The organism is Photobacterium sp. GB-72 (assembly GCF_003026095.1).
Classification (GTDB): Bacteria; Pseudomonadota; Gammaproteobacteria; order Enterobacterales; family Vibrionaceae; genus Photobacterium.
Genome location: NZ_PYNV01000001.1, coordinates 1 through 19368 on the forward strand (window position 1 = coordinate 1; position 19368 = coordinate 19368).

At 38.4% G+C, this 19368-nt stretch carries 20 protein-coding genes and 1 pseudogene; 8 read left to right on the plus strand and 13 right to left on the minus strand.

The window, feature by feature from the left end; translation table 11 throughout:
- Nucleotides 1-111 precede the first annotated feature (111 nt).
- Nucleotides 112-384: an SMI1/KNR4 family protein gene (locus tag C9J40_RS00005; protein WP_107245282.1), complete on the minus strand. Its 273-nt coding sequence runs from the start codon at nt 382-384 to the stop codon at nt 112-114.
- Nucleotides 385-493: 109 nt separating this feature from the next.
- The gene (locus C9J40_RS00010; protein WP_107245284.1) at nt 494-937 is read right to left on the minus strand and encodes a hypothetical protein; all 444 of its coding nucleotides are present in this window, start codon (nt 935-937) and stop codon (nt 494-496) included.
- Nucleotides 938-1396: 459 nt separating this feature from the next.
- Here C9J40_RS00010 and C9J40_RS00015 point away from each other — a divergent pair, with 459 nt between their 5' ends.
- Nucleotides 1397-1579 (plus strand): hypothetical protein, encoded by a 183-nt coding sequence (locus C9J40_RS00015; protein ID WP_233220280.1) that lies wholly within the window; start codon nt 1397-1399, stop codon nt 1577-1579.
- A gap of 217 nt (nt 1580-1796) precedes the next feature.
- Here C9J40_RS00015 and C9J40_RS00020 read toward each other — a convergent pair whose 3' ends face one another.
- A complete protein-coding gene (locus C9J40_RS00020) occupies nt 1797-2336 on the minus strand; it encodes a DUF2628 domain-containing protein (RefSeq protein ID WP_107245286.1) in 540 nt (179 codons plus the stop codon).
- A gap of 241 nt (nt 2337-2577) precedes the next feature.
- On the opposite strand from C9J40_RS00020, the pseudogene C9J40_RS00025 reads away from it, so the two are divergent.
- Nucleotides 2578-2810 (plus strand): annotated as a pseudogene (locus C9J40_RS00025) (phage integrase N-terminal SAM-like domain-containing protein); the annotation flags it as partial.
- 463 nt (nt 2811-3273) lie between these two features.
- On the opposite strand, the gene C9J40_RS00035 reads toward C9J40_RS00025, so the two are convergent.
- On the minus strand, nt 3274-3936 hold the full coding sequence (locus C9J40_RS00035; RefSeq protein ID WP_107208490.1) for a tetratricopeptide repeat protein: 663 nt from the start codon (nt 3934-3936) through the stop codon (nt 3274-3276).
- Between the two features lie 110 nt (nt 3937-4046).
- Nucleotides 4047-4604 (minus strand): type II secretion system protein GspG, encoded by a 558-nt coding sequence (locus C9J40_RS00040; protein ID WP_107208491.1) that lies wholly within the window; start codon nt 4602-4604, stop codon nt 4047-4049.
- 463 nt (nt 4605-5067) lie between these two features.
- Here C9J40_RS00040 and C9J40_RS00045 point away from each other — a divergent pair, with 463 nt between their 5' ends.
- The gene (locus C9J40_RS00045; RefSeq protein WP_233220281.1) at nt 5068-5238 is read left to right on the plus strand and encodes a hypothetical protein; all 171 of its coding nucleotides are present in this window, start codon (nt 5068-5070) and stop codon (nt 5236-5238) included.
- Between the two features lie 221 nt (nt 5239-5459).
- Here C9J40_RS00045 and C9J40_RS00050 read toward each other — a convergent pair whose 3' ends face one another.
- Complete coding sequence (locus C9J40_RS00050) at nt 5460-6056, minus strand: bifunctional 2-polyprenyl-6-hydroxyphenol methylase/3-demethylubiquinol 3-O-methyltransferase UbiG (RefSeq protein ID WP_107208492.1); 597 nt, start codon at nt 6054-6056, stop codon at nt 5460-5462.
- 132 nt (nt 6057-6188) lie between these two features.
- Nucleotides 6189-6791 carry a hypothetical protein gene (locus C9J40_RS00055; protein ID WP_107245287.1) on the minus strand — a complete coding sequence of 201 codons (603 nt, stop codon included), beginning with the start codon at nt 6789-6791 and terminating at the stop codon, nt 6189-6191.
- Between the two features lie 435 nt (nt 6792-7226).
- On the opposite strand from C9J40_RS00055, the gene C9J40_RS00060 reads away from it, so the two are divergent.
- A complete protein-coding gene (locus tag C9J40_RS00060; RefSeq protein WP_233220282.1) occupies nt 7227-7439 on the plus strand; it encodes a hypothetical protein in 213 nt (70 codons plus the stop codon).
- Nucleotides 7440-7668: 229 nt separating this feature from the next.
- On the opposite strand, the gene C9J40_RS00065 is transcribed toward C9J40_RS00060, so the two are convergent.
- From C9J40_RS00065 to C9J40_RS00075, 3 genes are all read right to left on the minus strand, one after another.
- On the minus strand, nt 7669-8220 hold the full coding sequence (locus C9J40_RS00065; RefSeq protein WP_107245289.1) for a hypothetical protein: 552 nt from the start codon (nt 8218-8220) through the stop codon (nt 7669-7671).
- A gap of 450 nt (nt 8221-8670) precedes the next feature.
- On the minus strand, nt 8671-9126 hold the full coding sequence (locus C9J40_RS00070) for a YaiI/YqxD family protein (RefSeq protein WP_045082884.1): 456 nt from the start codon (nt 9124-9126) through the stop codon (nt 8671-8673).
- A 126-nt stretch (nt 9127-9252) separates the two neighbouring features.
- Complete coding sequence (locus tag C9J40_RS00075) at nt 9253-10848, minus strand: ABC-F family ATPase (RefSeq protein WP_105060337.1); 1596 nt, start codon at nt 10846-10848, stop codon at nt 9253-9255.
- A 332-nt stretch (nt 10849-11180) separates the two neighbouring features.
- Between C9J40_RS00075 and C9J40_RS00080 the strand changes: the two genes are divergently transcribed.
- The gene (locus tag C9J40_RS00080) at nt 11181-12533 is read left to right on the plus strand and encodes a phosphatidylserine decarboxylase family protein (protein ID WP_107245290.1); all 1353 of its coding nucleotides are present in this window, start codon (nt 11181-11183) and stop codon (nt 12531-12533) included.
- Between the two features lie 125 nt (nt 12534-12658).
- Here C9J40_RS00080 and C9J40_RS00085 read toward each other — a convergent pair whose 3' ends face one another.
- From C9J40_RS00085 to C9J40_RS00095, 3 genes are all read right to left on the minus strand, one after another.
- Nucleotides 12659-13132, minus strand: a complete 474-nt coding sequence (locus tag C9J40_RS00085; RefSeq protein WP_005367537.1) for a VF530 family DNA-binding protein — start codon at nt 13130-13132, stop codon at nt 12659-12661.
- A 250-nt stretch (nt 13133-13382) separates the two neighbouring features.
- A complete protein-coding gene (gene tdh, locus C9J40_RS00090) occupies nt 13383-14414 on the minus strand; it encodes an L-threonine 3-dehydrogenase (RefSeq protein WP_107205913.1) in 1032 nt (343 codons plus the stop codon).
- 135 nt (nt 14415-14549) lie between these two features.
- The gene (locus C9J40_RS00095; RefSeq protein ID WP_107205912.1) at nt 14550-15743 is read right to left on the minus strand and encodes a glycine C-acetyltransferase; all 1194 of its coding nucleotides are present in this window, start codon (nt 15741-15743) and stop codon (nt 14550-14552) included.
- Nucleotides 15744-16008: 265 nt separating this feature from the next.
- On the opposite strand from C9J40_RS00095, the gene C9J40_RS00100 reads away from it, so the two are divergent.
- From C9J40_RS00100 to C9J40_RS00110, 3 genes are all read left to right on the plus strand, one after another.
- Nucleotides 16009-16920, plus strand: coding sequence for a LysR family transcriptional regulator (locus tag C9J40_RS00100; protein WP_107205911.1), 912 nt, complete (start codon nt 16009-16011; stop codon nt 16918-16920).
- A 187-nt stretch (nt 16921-17107) separates the two neighbouring features.
- Nucleotides 17108-17395 (plus strand): hypothetical protein, encoded by a 288-nt coding sequence (locus C9J40_RS00105; protein ID WP_107205910.1) that lies wholly within the window; start codon nt 17108-17110, stop codon nt 17393-17395.
- 166 nt (nt 17396-17561) lie between these two features.
- Entirely contained in the window at nt 17562-19322 is a 1761-nt protein-coding gene (locus C9J40_RS00110; RefSeq protein WP_107245292.1) for an ABC transporter ATP-binding protein/permease, read from the plus strand.
- The last annotated feature ends 46 nt before the right edge of the window (nt 19323-19368 follow it).

Here is a 19368-nt window from a genome sequence, read left to right on the forward strand (position 1 = left end):
TGCTGCCTCTAATTTAAATTCAGCACTAAATAATCGTCTTGTTCGTTTTGTCATGATGTCACCTATCCATGTTAAGAGGTGATGATATCACCTCTGAGTAGGTGGCCAAATTTAATGTACCACTACAGGGGTTATCACGTAATAGTCTCCACAACCATTTTTGCCAATAATTAGATAACGTTCAGGCCACTTTTCGCCAAAGTAGCCGTGCTCTCTAACTTCCAGATTTTCAGAAATAATCTCTTCTGGATCATCTAGCAGCCCAAAGTCAGGAGCATCCGAATCTAATAGTTCAGATGGGTAATTAGTGACAATATCCACATAACACTTTGGAAACGTCAACCCAGTTTCTTTCTCAATTCTCTTTACATCATCCGGTGTCATGAGAGATCTCACTAAAACATAACGCCCACTTAAGCGGACAAAAATTGTTGGCTATACTTGTTGAGGTACGAAACAAAGCCAACTGTTTTTGTTCCGTTTAAAGTGCTTGTTAGCATTTTACTTTTTCCCATGCACCGAGTTCTGCAACATGTATTTCTTGAACAAACTCATACATTTGATGCGCACCTTCGTTATTTGTAAGGTAAGGCTTAAATTGTAATACTCCCTTTTCAAAACCTAAGACATTTACAAATCCAGTTACGTCTCGCTTTTCCATGTTATTTAAATCAAATACAGTCGTTAATATACCACGTAAATTTCTCGTGATTGATAAGAACCCACCATTTTCGGATATTGCGATTGAGCGCCCCCAATATTGGTGATCACTCTCTTTAATGCCGTTTATATACAATTCAAATAGTGGATCACCAAAAGGAGGTTCAAATGAATATTTAAGAACAATAGAATGCTTCAATTTAGGATGCGATAAAGTTATTTCATCCCCCCAAGCTGAGGTAGTGTTGCCATCTTCAGGCAATTGAAGAGTTTCCATACGGTCTCCGAATGAATGCTAACAGTATATTAATAAGCATTCTTACTTTTACGCTTTATTAATACAGCAAATATTCAACATTCTAATAAATAAAAACATTTATTTTCATTGCCTTAGTCGCAAAAATTAGCATCCACCCGATATATTTACGTTGGTAAAAGTAAGAACGGTATTTTGTCCATCGGATTAAATACAAAAACAGCAAAGCTAGTTATTTAATATCAATAAGTTAAAATCACCACTGAGATAATTAAGAAATTTTTCTGATTAAAAACGAGACTTAATCGGCAAAATTTACGCTTTTCATTATAGCTGGGTAAAAACACAGGTAGTCTCATTACCAGCAAACAAAAGCATTTCGCCTAAATTAGAATAGGAATAACTGAAGTATTAAAGAAGGAAATAGACATAAGAGAGATGGAGACAAAGCAGGGTTCATATCCATGTTTAGGAATTATTGTGGCTAGTGGTCATAATAAGAAACAGCTTAAAGCGAACCAATTTATGTTCATGTTAGCAGGACAACTGACGTTGCCCTCACCGAATAAAACGGTACGTATAAAAGCCCAACCCTTTGCCCTGCTGCCAATATGTCATGCAATTAACGGGAATATTTCGACACAAATAACCGACGTTCAATAATAAGGATAATGGCTTTCACGCTGCAGAACAAAAGAGGTTTTTATTATAAATCAGTGTATTAAAATTACTGGTTTACACCAAGGATAACGCTCGACTTCTTTTTGGCATCACCCTTCATTATCTTTCCAATATTTACTTATATAAGGTGGCTTGGGCTTGTCCAACACTTCGGATAGGTGTCGGCTTCGCGACACATATCCTTATCTGTTATAGGAGGTTACATCAAACCAAGTTTTGGTAATGACGTTATAAAACCATTCAGAGCTATAAATATAAGAACATTTCCAATACTTGTTCCACCGTCACTACGTAATGCTTCTCCAAAGTGCATTTCAGGTATTCGAGAGTTTACATAACTTTCTACCTGCTTTCGTGCATGATTAAAATAAGCTCTATTAGCGTAGAATCCTGTAAAAATCATCATAGTGAAAATTCCCGCTGTAACCGGGTATATAGCGAAAATCGGGTCGAACTGATATTTTTTGACAGATACCAAACCAGCAGCAAGAATCAGACTTTCAGCAATAAAGAGGATTAACCCAAGCTTGTTCAATTTTCTAAAGAAACACCACCTGTACGTCAGTAAAAAAGCTGAAAAATTAAACCCTGTAGAACCTTTCCCTTCTTCGATTTTACTCTTCCACTGCTGAGGGTAATAATCACTCCAGGTAAAAGCCTTATAAGCTTCAATTGATGCCTCTTTAGAAATAACGAGTCTTTCTCTTTCTTTTACAACTTCCATTCCTGTTGGAATCATCTTTCCTCCTAAAACGTCAGCTTAATGGGCTAAAAACGCACTACTCGTGCGAAACAACCACCTTAAACACCAAAATTTAAAAAGACTAAAAATTGATCCAGTACTATCAGTCCTATTCAGCCCTTGTTGAACGAAGCAGCTGCGCGGCAAAGTGAAAAACCATAAGCTCAACTACGGTAAATACACCTTTCCAAAATGAGTATTTATCATGAATAAAGCACAGCAACATCGTTAATTTTATCTTTATGAACATAACCTTACCCATCTCACCTTGCAAGGTAAACGTCCCGCTACGATTGATGCTTATAGTCGTGCACTACGTCACATCACACATCAACTGGATAAATCGGCAACAATTTAACTACCGACGATTTGAAGCGGTATTTTACACAACTGATCAAAACACATTCATGGAGTACCGTGAAAATTGATCGCAATGACTTACAGCTTTTCTTTAGGCATGTGCTTCAACGTTATTAGAGATGGATATTGCAGTATATATTACCGAAAGGATTTCGTCGGGTACGTGATTATGCTTTACTGCGGGGTCATAATAAGAAACAGCTTAAAGCTATCCAATTTATGTTCATGTTAGCAGAACAACTTACGTGGCCCACTCCGAATAAAACGGCACGTATAAAAGCCCAATCCTTTTGCCCCAGCTGCCAACATGTCATGCAATTAACGGGAATATTTCGACACAAATAACCGACGTTCAATAATAAGGATAATGGCTTTCACGCTTCAGAAATAAAGAGGATTTTATTATAAATCATGGCATTAACATTATTGGTTCACACCAAGGATAACGCTCGACTTCTTTTTGGCATTCCCCTTCATGATATTTCCAATATTTACTTATATAAGGTGACTTGGGCTTGTCCAACACTTCGGATAGGTGTCGGCTTCGCGACACATATCCTTATTTGTTATATTTTTACAAAGCCCCTCCGTAAAGGTTTTTGTATTTCTCACTTAGTAATTCGGCTTTGGATAACTCAAACCCCTTACCAATTTTAGGTAAACTCTTTAAGAATTTTTCTACATTTACTCCATTGCTTTTAGCGGTCATGTACCAAGCATACGCTTCGTTATAGTCTAACTTGGTTCCATATCCATAATGATAGCTTGATGCTAACATTCTTTGTGCTTTTCCTTCTTTTAATTTTGCGGAACGCAAGAGTAGCTCATACCCCTTTTTTTGATCTTTGTTAACCCCTTGCCCCTTCATATACAACGTACCTAAATTGATCATTGCAACTTTATTATTATTTGAAACAGCTTTCTTATACCAATATACGGCTTCTTCCAAATTTTTTGATTTTTCAAAAATTACAGCTAGGTTATTTTGTGACCTTGAGTTTCCGCCAGTTGCTGATTTTTGATACCAATAAATTGCTTTATTTTTGTCTTTAGGGAGGCCACGCTTACCGTCAGCATAATAAGAAGCCAAAAAATACTGAGCGGCATGGTCTCCGTTTTCAGCTTTTTCTATGGCTATTTGAGCAAATTTGTCAGGTTCTTTTCCAGTCGAATTGCCAGTTGAGTTACAACTGACGATCAAACAACAATTTATTATTATCAATAGGAACTTTTTCACTATGCCCTCATAGAATATAACGCCCGCTTAACCGGCGCAAAATAGCAGGCTAAAATTAGCGACGAAGGAGCGCAAGCCTGCTGTTTTGCGTCCTTTAGTTCAAGCGCTTGTTATAAACCACTTGCAACTTTATAGTCTGCAACTAAGCCTACATTCTTTATTGGTGAAGGCAAAATATCATCAGAGGTGTTTAGTACGCCATCACGACCATAAGAGCGAATATGGTATGAGCTTTCATTAATTAGCATGTAATAGTAAAGCTTCCCTTCTGTGTTTACTTGCGCTGCATCATGAAGAAAAACCATAGAGTTCTCTGGTAAGGACTTTTGCAACACTTCTAATGACTCAGGGTACTGTCCATTTTGCACTTTATAAAACTCTATTGCTTGTACAGCACTTGTTAATTGTGTTTTAGTCAGTTCACTGCGTAAATCATCATAAACGCCTCCCTCTTGTACAAAGCCAAAGTAACCCAACGAACTATAAAGAATTACAGTAAATGCAATACCGCATGCACCAACAACTTTTAGCTTTGTATGCTTTATTGCAAAGCCCCATATAATGGCAACTATTCCGAATAAAACACCAATTAATGGAATAAATGACATCCCACCAATAACATAGCCTAGACACCCAGCTTCTTTCTTATTTTCTTGTTTATTTTCCATACTACATTGATACTTCTTGTGGTTTATAACAGTATATTAATAAGCATTCTTACTTTTACGCTTTATTAATACAGCAAATATTCAACATTCTAATAAATAAAAACATTTATTTTCATTACCTTAGTCGCAAAAATTAGCATCTATCCGATATATTTACGTTGGTAAAAGTAAGAACGGTATTTTGTCCATCGGATTAAATACACAAACAGCAAAGCTAGTTATTTAATATCAATAAGTTAAAAGCACCTACTGAGATAATTAAGAAAATTTTCTGATTAAAAACGAGACTTAATCTGCAAAATTTACGCTTTTCATTAACTGGACAAATAAACAGGTTATTTCATGGCCAGTAAAAAAGCATTTCGCTTCATTGAAATAGGATTATCTGAAACTCGCAAAGAAAGGAAATGGAGATAAGAAATATGGAGACAAACCGCGTTTATCTCCATATTTAGGAATTATTGTGGCTTGTGGTGATGATAAGACACAGCTTCAAGCTATCCAATTTATGTTCATGTTAGCAGGACAACTGACGTTGCCCTCACCGAATAAAACGGTACGTATAAAAGCCCAACCCTTTTGCCCCTGCTGCCAACATGTCATGCAATTAACGGGAATATTCCGACCCAGATAACCGACGTTCAATAATAAGGATAATGGCTTTCACACTACAGAATTAAAGAGGATTTTATTATACATCAGGGTATTAATATTATTGGTTCACACCAAGGATAACGTTCGACTTCTTTTTGTCATCACCCTTCATGATATTTCCAATATTTACTTATATAAGGTAGCTTGGGCTTGTCCAACACTTCGGATAGGTGTCGGCTACGCGACACATATCCTTATCTGTTATTTACGTTTCACGGCGACCACTGAATATATGTGCCAATGTTTCGTTGCACCTATTGTTGTTTGACCTACTTCATCTCGTTCAGACCAACTAACTATGTCAAAATTAGTTAGCATTGCTCGAATCTCTGATTCTGTGAAAGGTGAAGTTGGAACGCGAAAACCTGAAGCCCAACTATCTTTATAACCCATAAAGTCGCCAGCAAATACCCCACCGACAACTAATGAGGATTCAATGTTATGCCAAGTCGTCGAAAACACAGTTGGGACTGCAAAAAACAAACTGTTATTTGCAATTACTACCCCCGATTTTGGGTACCGAAACGATTCAAACGAAGATTGCTCAATGTTAATTTGTGGATTTGAACCAAATCTATCATTACAAATAGTTATTGAATCAGGATTAACGTCAAACCCAAACACTTTGTAATTTTGACCCGATAGATAATCGATATCACTGCCGGTTCCACAACCACAGTCAGTGGCTACTTTGAGGTTTGATTCATTAAGTCTGACAGCAAATTCAGTACGTTTTGAATGTGGGCGAGACAGTGCCTTTTCGTAGTACTGACGCCAATTTTCAGTATTTTCATCCATAAATATCTAATTTTCCGTAAAAGTACATAACACCTTGCTAAGCGGCAATAAAATAGCTGGCTAAAATGTGAAGCGAAGGCCAACTATTATTTTTCCGTTTAAGCAACTTGTTAGCTTTTAAGAGCCGTCCTTCTAACTTTTCTTCTTCGTTTTTTTATTTTCTTGGTTGATTTCTCTTCCTTCTACCCATTGTATTAAACCATTAAACAAAGGGAAGAATAGTGGCTGATCAAGGCCATCCCAATTAAAAGCACTGTTCTCCAAGTGAAGGACTTCCTTTGCAGATTTTGCATCGATCGCCTTAATGCTAGCAACGTAGTTATAACCGCCTTTCCATTCGACATAAGGTTCAATAATAAGAAAGTTACCTATATGTTTTTGCAAGTTATGAAGACCTATTAAATCAGAGACACTTGAAACCTTATCAGTTAGGTCTTTTTCAAAAACGATCATCTCCATACCTTTTACGTCTACAACCTTTTCAAATTTCTTTGTATTTTCAACGGATTTAAGAAAAAACTCATTATATTTTTTAGATTTTTCGTCAGTTTTTATGAAGACAAGTTTAGAGTATTCTTCTTTATAGTCTTCATTAAGCTTTACTCCTCCATATGAAATCTTATGGTTTGTTTTGAATTCACCTGTTGTGGACCCTACAGTCGTGGGCTTAAGAGTGGTTGAACAACCGCTTAATAAACCAAAAAAAACAAACACTGCATACAAATTTCTTTTCATAATTCTGCATCCCTAGTTGATTTTAAAGTAAAAGCTAACAGCATATTAATAAGTATTTTTACTTTTACGCTTTATTAATACAGCAAATATTCAACATTCTAATAAATAAAAACATTTATTTTCATTACCTTGGTCGCAAAAAAACACTCTCAATTGATTAATTACTCATGATAAAAGTAAGAACTGTTTTTAACCTGTCTGATTAAAAACACAGCTATGAATAAAGCATCATATATATCAATGCTTTATAAATAGAAGCTGAGATAATTAAGCATTTTTTCTTATTTAAAACGAACCCTAAGCGTCAAAATTTACGATTTCCATTATAACTGGGTAAATAAACAGGTTGCTTCATTAGCAGAAAACAAAAGCATCTCGCCTTATTGAAATAGGATTATCTGAAGCTCGCAAAGAAAGGAAATGGAGATAAGAGAGGTGGCGACAAAGAAGGGTTCATCTCCATGTTTAGGCATTATTGCGGCTTTTGGTGATGATAAAAAGCAGCTTAAAGCGATCCAATTTATGTTCATGTTAACCGGGCAACTGGCGTGGCCCTCACCGAATAAAACGGTACGTATAAAAGCCCAACCCTTTTGCCCCTGCTGCCAACATGTCATGCAATTAACGGGGATATTTCGACCCAGATAACCGACGTTAAATAATAAGGATAATGGCTTTAACGCTTCAAAAATAAAGAGGATTTTATTATAAATCAGAATTTTAAAGTTATTGGTTCACACCAAGGATAACGCTCGACTTCTTTTTGTCATCACCCTTCATGATATTTCCAATATTTACTTATATAAGGTGGCTTGGGCTTGTCCAACACTTCGGATAGGTGTCGGCTTCGCAACACATATCCTTATCTGTTATGTGACTATTGATTGAATGCTGATTTGTATAGGTTAAAGCTAGTATTTAGCGATTGTGTTAGGTCAGAAATTTCATTTAGAACAAGCCCCATATCTTCTCTTTCTGTTACGATATAGGCTTCGAACCAAAAACTTAAAGTATCACCGAGCTGGACTTTGTCACCTACAATGGGCGGCAAACCAATAGCTCGAATTTGAACATTATCACCTGACCTAGATAGGTCACGAACCCACCATGAGAGAAATTCTAATGCTTGTAATCCTAATGCATTTTTTTGAATCTCAAAGGCAACATTAATTAAAATTTCATTATTAAGGTTTCCTCCACTCCTCCTATACATTGATATTGGTAGATCAGCATATTCCCCAGAAAAATAGACCTCGTTTAATGTAACAATATCTTCTTTCGAGAAATGATGTTTACCTACTTCGGCACTCCTAATTCCAGGTATAGCTTGAAATGCTTTTTTAAGTGCAAGCACCTCTGAAGGCATATCATTTGCGTAAACAGAACTAGCCGTAAAGACTAAAGCAATCAGTATTAATCGAAACTTCAAAATTACTCCTTAGCACATAACAGTATATTAATAAGCATTCTTACTTTTACGCTTTATTAATACAGCAAATATTCAACATTCTAATAAATAAAAACATTTATTTTCATTACCTTAGTCGCAAAAATTAGCGTCTACCCGATATATTTACGTTGGTAAAAGTAAGAACGGTATTTTGTCCATCGGATTAAATACACAAACAGCAAAGCTAGTTATTTAATATTAATAAGTTAAAAGCACCTACTGAGATAATTAAGAAAATTTTCTGATTAAAAACGAGACTTAATCGGCAAAATTTACGATTTTCATTATAACTGGACAAATAAACAGGTTATTTCATGGCCAGTAAAAAGCATTTCGCCTAAATTGGAATAGGAATAACGGAAGTAGTAAAGAAAGGAAATGGAGATAAGAAATATGGAGACAAACCGCGTTTATCTCCATATTTAGGAATTATTGTGGCTTGTGATTTTTAGCTAAAAACGTATCTAGTTTGTTAGCGAAGTTTTGACGGTCAGCTTGGCTTAATGGTGCAGGGCCGCCTGTTTGTACGCCACTGCTGCGCATAGTTTCCATGAAGTCACGCATTTGTAAACGCTGCTTAATAGTGTCTTTAGTATACATCTCGCCGCGAGGGTTTAATGCATGTGCGCCTTTGGTGATCAGTTCGTCTGCCAATGGGATATCAGCGGTAATCACCAAGTCCCCTGCTTCGGCTTGTTGCACAATATAATTATCCGCAACATCAAAGCCTTGCTCTACTTGAATCGAACGTAAAAACGGTGAAGGTGGCGTGCGAATGTATTGGTTAGCCACCAGCGTTACGTTCACTTTTGCGCGATCAGCAGCGCGAAATAGAATCTCTTTTACAACGTTTGGACATGCATCAGCATCTACCCAAATTTTCATAGATAATCCTTTCATTCTTTCTCTACGTGCCATAAAACACGTAAGCTTTATTTGTAAAAAAGCCGCCCTATCTAAAGGCGGCTTTCAATTAACTTTTTGGCTTAGCCTGTTTTATTAAGTAAAAACTTAACCAACAAGACCTTTCTTCGCGATGTACTCATCGTAAGTACCGTGGAAGTCTTCTACGCCGTCTTTAGTGATCTCAAGAATACGTGTTGCAACGGATGTTACAAACTGGCGATCGTGAGATACGAACATTAATGTACCTTTGAAGTTCTCTAACGCAAGGTTAAGTGCTTCAATAGATTCCATGTCCATGTGGTTTGTTGGTTCATCCATTAGTAGGATGTTAGGACGTTGCATGATTAACTTACCAAACAACATACGACCTTGCTCACCACCCGAAATCACTTTAACTGATTTCTTAATGTCGTTTTGTGAGAACAGCATACGACCTAGGATACCACGAACAGTTTGCTCGTCATCACCTGGCTTTTTCCACTGGCTCATCCACTCAAGCAATGTAATATCTTCTGCGAAATCAGCACTGTGATCCTGTGCGTAGAAACCAATGTTATTGTTTTCAGACCACTTAACCATACCCGCCATTGGCTCCATTTGGCCTGCTAGCGTGTTTAGGAATGTTGATTTACCGATACCGTTCTCACCGATAATCGCAATGCGCTCACCGACTTCTACCAGTAAGTTAACACCGTTGATTAGGATGTTTTCGCCGTAACCTTGCTTCAAACCTTCTACTTCTAATGCGTTACGGAACAGTTCTTTTTCCTGATCGAAACGAATGAATGGTGTTTGACGGCTAGAAGCTTTTACTTCTGTTAATTGGATTTTATCCAATTGCTTTTGACGAGACGTTGCTTGTTTCGCTTTAGATGCGTTAGCAGAGAAGCGACTTACGAACGTTTGTAGTTCAGCCATTTGTGCTTTCTTCTTCGCATTATCTGCATGTAACTGCTCACGAGCTTGCTCTGCAGCCATCATGTATTCGTCGTAGTTACCAGGGAATAGACGAAGCTCACCGTAATCTAAGTCAGCCATGTGTGTACATACACTGTTTAAGAAGTGACGGTCGTGCGAGATGATGATCATAGTGCAGTTACGCGCTAGTAGGATCTGCTCAAGCCATGCAATGGTGTGAATGTCCAAGTTGTTCGTTGGTTCGTCAAGTAGCATGATGTCTGGGTTAGCAAACAGTACCTGAGCAAGAAGCACACGAACTTTAAGACCCGGAGCAACGGCACTCATTAGGCCGAAGTGCTGATCTTCTGGAATACCAAGACCAAGTAGTAATTCACCTGCACGCGCTTCTGCTGAGTAGCCGTCCATTTCTGCAAATTCTACTTCTAGATCCGCAACACGCATGCCGTCTTCTTCTGACATTTCAGCCATTGAATAGATGCGATCGCGCTCTTCTTTAATTGTCCATAGCTCTTTGTGACCCATGATCACAGTGTCTACTACGCTATAGTTTTCGAATGCAAATTGATCCTGACCTAATTTAGCCATACGCTCATTAGGATCAAGTGAAACAGTACCTGCAGACTGCTCTAGCTCGCCACCCAAGATTTTCATGAATGTCGATTTACCACAACCATTCGCGCCGATTAGGCCGTAACGGTTGCCGCCACCAAATTTTACTGAGATGTTTTCAAACAATGGCTTATCGCCAAACTGCATTGTGATATTAGCTGTTGAAATCAATGTACTGTTCCAAAATTTATGAATATATCAAGCATTAAAAAAGCCGCCTACTACAAGCGACTTTTCTCTAAATTGATGCAGAGTATAACAGATTTAGTGACTTACATCACCTTTAAATTAACAACAAAATTGTAACTAGTAATATTGCTGATAACTGTCCTCTTTTTCTTATTTCATAGTCACCTTATTTCAATTAAGTATGTATTTACATTGAGTTAATAAGATTCGAAAAAAGAATAATGAAATATGAAGTTATGTTTTTGTGTAATGATAATGTTTATTCAAAGCGTATAGTAATTTTCAAACATTAGGTTAATAAATAGGGAGTTATTATGAATATCCATTCTTTCGGTAACTGGCTACCAAAAAGCAAAGCACATGTTAATGCTTGGATCCAACACTTAAAAACACACACTGAGCAACATCCAGCAGAGCTTGTTCAACCTATCCAAGAATTTAAAGATTTGGTTGATAATGATGAAAGCCTAAAAGAACTCGCTGAACGTATGTTTAGCTATGCGGGTAATCAAAAAGAATTAACGCCGCTAGGTACACCAGAAGTCATGAGTTTTGATGAATTTATTGTGCTATTAAACGCGATTATGACGCAAGCGCCTGAATGTACTGAATATACCGACCCTAAAACCGGCGAACTCAATCCTTGTGGTTTAATTGGTTTTCCTATTAATGCGTTATTAGATTGGCCGATGGCAACTCCTGCTGGCTACACATTCTTCTCAAATGCATTAGTGAATCAGCAAATTAAGAAAATATTAACTTACTGGTCTTCTTTCCTTTCAAGCTCTGACTCCCGCTACGTATTAGTAAACGATGATCTTAATCGTACACCGAAGGTGTTAGGTTGGTTAAATCCAACAGCTAAACGTGAAATGGTTGGAGTCGCTTGCCAAGCCACTTCTGATCCAGCACTTAAAGCATTACCGTTTGAGCACTTTTTCCAATGTGATCCTGATGATAAGTATTATGGCTTTAAATCATGGGATGACTTTTTCACTCGTGAGTTCGTAAAAGGTGTTCGTCCAATTGCTGAAGGTGATGACATTATTGCTAATGCATGTGAATCAGCACCGTTGCAAGTGGCAGAAAACGTGGCTGAAAGTGCAGAATTCTGGCTAAAAGGTCAGCCTTATTCACTACAGAATATGATGGATTTTGATCCACTCGCGAAACAATTCGTGGGCGGTACAATTTATCAAGCATTCTTAAGTGCATTAAGTTATCACCGTTGGAATAGCCCTGTTTCAGGAACAGTGAAAAAAGCCTTCATTGTTAACGGTTCATATTACTTAGGTAATAAATACCAAGGTTTTGATAATCCAGAAGGGGCTGATGACAGCGCGCCGAATAACTCTCAGCCTTTCTTAACCGCAGTTGCAACTCGCGCAGTGATCTTTATTGAATCAGACAATCCAAAGATTGGTTTAATGTGCTTTATTGCAGTAGGTATGGCAGAAGTGTCGTCTTGTGAAATTACCGTAAAAGAAGGTCAACACTTAAATAAAGGCGATGAATTAGGTATGTTCCACTTTGGTGGTTCTACACATTGTCTTGTCTTTGGACCGGATGTGAAGTTAGCGTTTGACTTCCACAATACAACACCAGGTTTAGATGCAACCAATATTCCTGTTTGTTCACGTATTGCAACCGTATTATCCGATAAATAATACCAAGATTTAAATTAGCTGATCACTAAATACAACAACGCCTTATTACTATGTCACTTTGTAATAAGGCGTTTTTTTATTGCTTAAATATCAGCTTACTCGTAACTAATACTTACTAAACAAAATTATCGACGGTTACGACCACCGCCACGGCTATTACTGCGACCGCGAGAAGCACGTTCTTTGTAAGCTGAAGCCGCTTTTGCTTGCGATGCTAGAATTGATTCAACGGTTAGTTCCATTGGCTCTTTTGGTACAATGCCATCAGCAAAGGTACGCATACGTGGTGGAATTTCTAATTCAGCGGCTGTTGCTCGTGGCATACGCTTAAAACGTGATAGGTAGAAAGCTTCTAGTTTCTCTCTCGCCCACTCTGTTTTCTTCAAGTATTTCACACTACTCGCAATAGACGGTTTAGTATTGAAACAGTTAAAACGCATTGCCGTGTCTAAAATTTCCCAACCGTAGTGATCGACGAGTTCGGTTAGCATTTTTTCAAGGCTCAAGCCATGAAGCGGATTATTTTGTAAAAGTCGCTGCTCTAGCGTTAATTCTTTTTCTTTTTTTGCTGGTTGAGCAGGTTGCTGTTGTTCTTGCATTACCTTTCCTAACGGATATTTACAGATATCTTTGTAGTATAAAGGCTACGAGCAAGAAGTTATAAACAATTTAATTTGTAATGGAATGAAATTTTAAAAGCGAAGGAAAGTATGACGAATAGTGGCAGTCATAAACAGTCAAAATATGTCTGTGGTGTTCGATTTGAATAGCACCGTCAATTCAACCTATTAATGAGATATCGTTGACGGTGCCGTTTTTATTATGTCGATTAAAAAATAACGTTAAATGTTATTCCCAATCAAGAATAACCTTACCAGACTGACCAGAGCGCATAACATCAAAGCCCTGTTGGAAATCATCAATCTTGTAATGGTGAGTAATGATTGGTGATAGATCTAAACCTGATTGGATCAAGGTTGCCATCTTGTACCATGTTTCAAACATTTCACGGCCATAGATACCTTTGATGATCAAACCTTTGAAGATCACTTGGTTCCAATCGATTGCCATGTCTGATGGTGGAATACCTAGCAGGGCAATTTTACCGCCGTGGTTCATGCTTGATAGCATGCTGTTGAATGCCGCAGGGTTACCCGACATTTCCATGCCCACGTCAAAGCCTTCTTTCATGCCAAGCTCTGCCATCACATCCGTCAGGCTTTCTTTAGCTACGTTAACCGCACGGGTCACGCCCATTTTACGAGCAAGATCTAAACGGTATTCGTTCACATCCGTGATCACAACATAACGCGCACCCACATGTTTTGCTACAGCCGCAGCCATAATACCAATTGGGCCTGCACCTGTGATCAGCACATCTTCACCCACTAAGTCGAACGACAGTGCGGTGTGAACAGCATTACCAAACGGGTCGAAAATAGATGCAACATCATCTGAAATATCATCAGGAATTTTGAATGCGTTAAATGCCGGGATCACTAAGTATTCCGCAAATGCACCTTCACGGTTTACACCCACACCAATGGTGTTACGGCATAAGTGAGTACGGCCACCACGACAGTTTCGGCAGTGACCACACGTGATATGGCCTTCACCCGAAACGCGATCGCCAAGAGCAAAGCCACGCACTTCCTGCCCCATCCCAACCACTTCACCGACATACTCATGACCAACAACCATAGGTACAGGGATCGTTTTTTGTGACCACTCATCCCAGTTGTAGATATGAACGTCAGTACCACAAATTGCTGTTTTCTTGATGCGGATAAGCAGATCGTTATGACCGACCTCAGGCTTATCTACTTCAGTCATCCAGATGCCTTCTTCAGGCTTTAATTTAGAAAGAGCTTTGATTTTCATTATATTAATCGCTTATTTCTTTAGGATACAACATGCTTTTCAGCGTCCATCTACCACTGCATGTTATTGAACCTTTGCCTTACCATGCAGTAGTAGCAATATGTTTTCGTCACATTGAATAACGTAAAGCTTTAATTAGATAATGCCCATCTCTTTACCCACTTCGATAAAGGCATCAATCGCTTTATCCAGTTGTTCTGGTGTGTGTGCTGCTGACATTTGCGTACGAATACGTGCTTTGCCTTTTGGTACAACAGGGAATGAGAAACCAACCACGTAAATGCCTTTTTCTAGGGCGCGCTCGGCAAACTCTGCCGCAATTTTTGCATCACCTAACATGATAGGAATGATCGCGTGATCAGCCCCTGCCATCGTAAAGCCAGCTTCTGTCATGCGAGTACGGAAATGCGCCGAGTTTTCCCATAAACGATCGCGAAGTTCGCCGCTTTCCGCTAATAAATCAATAACGCGATTTGAAGCAGAAACAATTGCAGGTGCTACTGAGTTAGAGAACAAGTATGGACGTGAACGTTGACGTAACCAGTCAATCACTTCTTTCTTACCTGCGGTATAACCGCCTGATGCACCACCCATCGCTTTACCTAATGTGCCGGTAATAATGTCGATACGATCCATAACGTTATGGTATTCATGCGTACCACGACCATTTTCACCCATAAAGCCAACTGCGTGAGAGTCATCAACCATCACTAGTGCGCCGTATTTATCCGCTAAATCACAAATCGCAGGTAGGTTCGCTACAACACCGTCCATTGAGAACACGCCATCAGTTACGATTAATGTATTACGCGCACCTGCTTCTTTTGCTGCAATTAATTGTTGCTCTAATTCTGCCATATCATTGTTGGCATAACGGAAACGCATCGCTTTACATAAACGTACACCGTCAATGATTGACGCGTGATTTAATGCATCAGAAATAATCGCATCTTCTGCACCTAAAATCGTTTCAAATAAACCCGTATTTGCATCAAAGCATGAGGTATAAAGGATCGTATCTTCCATACCAAGGAAATCAGACAGCTTACGCTCTAACTCTTTGTGCGCATCTTGCGTACCACAAATAAAACGTACAGACGCCATACCAAAACCGTGCTCATCCATCCCCTCTTTAGCCGCTTTGATCAACTCAGGGTGGTTGGCTAAACCAAGGTAATTGTTGGCACAGAAATTTAAGACTTCTTGACCCGATTGGATATATACCGCTGCTTTTTGCGGTGATGTGATCACACGCTCAGATTTGTATAACCCTTCACTTTTTACATCTTCAATTTGTTTTTGGATTTGGGTATAGAATGCAGAAGTCATGATGTCCCTCACAGTATTATTATGGTTAATGTTGGTTAGCGAAAATTAGCTCACAACATTCTCGTCACATGATATAAACAACTATCATAGCAACTATATCTGAATAAAAATCGTAGCTAGACCTTGTTTTAAGCTATTTGTATTCCTAAATCACAATTAATCCAATACAGATAACTACAAGCTAATATTGCCATTCTAAATCATGCTAAAAACAACTATTATCCCCTGCGATGGAAAATGATTAATGAACTGTAGGCACAAATAAATGGATACACATAAGCTCATCGCACTAATGCCAGATTTAGCCACCTTCATCGTTATTGTAGATGAAGGCAGTTATACTGCCGCTTCACGCAAATTAGGTGTTACGCCATCCGCACTCAGTAAACAAATCGCACGGTTAGAAAAAGCCTTATCGGTAAAGCTGTTAGAACGTACAACACGCAAATTGATGATCAGTGAGTCGGGTAATCGTATTTATAAACAATGTACTCAAATGATTGATGCGGCTAAACAAGCAATTGAAATTTCAAGCTCTGAGCATACTGTGCCCTCAGGGACTGTCACAATTGCAGCACCAAAAGCCTTTATGAACATTCTTCTTCAACCTTTAGTTAAACCTTTCTTAACACAATATCCTGAAGTAAATTTAAAACTAAAAGCCTGTGATGGTGATATTGATATTATCGCTGAAGGTATTGATGTGGTATTTCGTTTAACAGAAAGACCCTCTGAAGGCTTAGTACTAAAGAAAATTGGCAAAGTGAATCTGACGTTGTGTGCCAGCCCTAACTATATTGCCCAACGTGGGATGCCAATACATCCGCGCGATTTGAAACATCACGATTGTTTATACCTTGGTGAAAATAACATCGATCACATATGGGATTTTGATAAGAACGGAGAACAAATAACCGTTGCTGTTTCTGGTCGATATGCCGTCAATCACTCTCAAATGCGATTGAAAGGCGTAATAGATGATTTGGGTATTGGGATATTTCCTGACTTTGTGATTAAACACGATCTTGTTGCTGGTAAGGTGATCCAAGTGTTACCAGATTGGACTATTCGAGGCAATTATCACGGTGATATTGCACTGCAATACGCGCAAAGTAAGTTTATGCCAGCAAGAATTCGTGCAGTCATTGACTATTTTACGGCTCATTTGACTCTTTAATGAAAATTGAAGTTGAGTAATTTGCTCAATCTCTCCTTTTTGGCGTTAGAGTAATTATTTTAATAACAATTCATCGATTATTCTTTCGTGATGGTTGATACTCTATCATCACTAAGTAATTATAAATAAAAGCATTTTTATACAATTAGACGTTAGAAAATGCACTAATACATCAAGGATAGAGCATATGAATGCTAAAATTATCGAAAACCACGATGAGTTGATGTACTGGATGAATTTAGTTGAAAAAGAGTATGGACACTCAATTTTGATTAATACTTCGATTCATTTTGTATCTGGTACATATGAAGATGGCACGACAGGCCATGCGATTGAAATCACTAATGATCAAGAAGAGCTGATTGCACGCTCTCCAGTTAGCCTTGAACTAATGAATTTTGCCAATAAGATGCAATCAGTCGTTTCGGATCAAGGCGTACAAAGTTTAAAAGGCAATACGACTAGATTACATTAAAGATAAAATCCTATTTCCTTTTCTAAAGAATTCTAAAAAGCCACTAACCCAGTGGCTTTTTTGTTAGATGTAAAGCATGATTCAATGACTGATATAAAGTGATTACGATCTTTCAATTAGAAAAGTACGTATTAAGTGATTTGTAGCAAGGGGTCTTTCCAACACTATGAGTAAGAATAACAACAAAAGGCTCAGTATCCTTTTAAAGCTTAAGACCTACATTACACCGTATAAGTGGCGTGTGGTTGCTGCTTTAGCATCTCTTCTCACCACAGCCAGTCTTACACTTTCAATTGGTTACGGGGTTCGTATTTTGATTGATCAGGGGTTTGCCCAACAATCACTGACCGACCTTAGCCATGCCATTCAATTTATTATTGGCGTGACTATCTGTATCTCAGTTGGCACATATTTTCGTTTTTATCTCGTCTCTTCCGTTGGTGAGAGAGTGAGTGCTGATATCCGTCTTGCCGTATTTAACCATGTTATCTCACTACACCCTAGTTACTTTGAAACTAACAGTAGTGGCGACATTATGTCACGACTAACGACTGATACCACTTTATTGCAAAATATAATTGGCTCCTCATTTTCAATGGCCATGCGCAGTGCATTATTATGTTTCGGCGCCATAATCATGTTGTTTGCGACCAACTTTAAACTGACATTTATCGTTCTTGCTTCTGTTCCTTTTATATTGATACCTATTTTATTTTTCGGACGACGTGTACGCGCATTATCAAGAAAAAGCCAAGATACGATGGCTGATATTGGTAGCTATGCAGGAGAAGCCATTGAGCATATTAAAACAGTACAAAGTTTTAGTGCTGAGCAATATGAAAAGCAAGCTTTTGCGGAGGAAGTAGAAAAAGCCTATGAGGTGGGGCGACAACGAGTAAAACAACGCGCTATTTTAATAGCCGGTGTCATTGCCATCGTTTTTAGCGCAATTGCAGGCATGCTATATGTTGGTGGCAGTGATGTAATAAAGGGTGAAATGTCAGCTGGTGATTTAGGGGCTTTCGTTTTTTATGCCATCATGGCTGCATCTTCAATGGCAAATATCTCAGAAGTGCTTGGTGAGTTACAAAGAGCAGCTGGCGCGACGGAAAGACTCATAGAAATCCTGCAAGTAAAAAGTGATATTTGTACGCCACATGATCACGAATCAATTGGCTGTTCTCAGCCATCAGACATTCGTTTTAACAATGTGAGCTTTCACTATCCTTCTCGCTTAAATCATCCTGCTATCAATCAATTAAACTTAGTTGCTGAACAGGGTAAAGTGTTAGCTCTTGTAGGGCCTTCAGGTGCCGGTAAAACAACGCTTTTTGAATTACTTCAACGCTTTTACGATCCACAACAAGGTCAAGTTTTAATTGGTAATAAAGATATTCGTCAATTTGCTCCAAATGAACTTCGTCAACACATGGCACTCGTTCCTCAGCAACCTGCATTATTTAGTAATGATGTATTCCATAACATTCGTTACGGCAACCCAGATGCAACAGATGAAGAAGTGATTGAAGCGGCAAAAAAAGCCCATGCCCATGCGTTTATTGAAAAACTACCTAATGGTTATCATAGCTTCTTAGGCGAGCGAGGCGTGCGTTTATCTGGTGGTCAAAAACAAAGAATTGCGATTGCACGGGCTATCCTTAAAAACCCTAAAATTCTTCTACTTGATGAAGCAACCAGTGCGCTAGACAGTGAGAGCGAACACCATGTACAGCAAGCACTTGAAGAACTAATGAAAGATCGTACTACATTAATCATTGCTCACCGACTATCAACGATACAGCACGCAGATAAAATCGCTGTATTAGAGGGTGGCGAACTTATTGATGAAGGCGATCATGAATCATTACTTAAAAGCTGCGAACTCTACCAGCGCTTAGTCCATCTTCAGTTCAAGCATTTAAAATAAGACTATCTCGATATTACTTATTCACTCGTAATATCACTTCAATAGC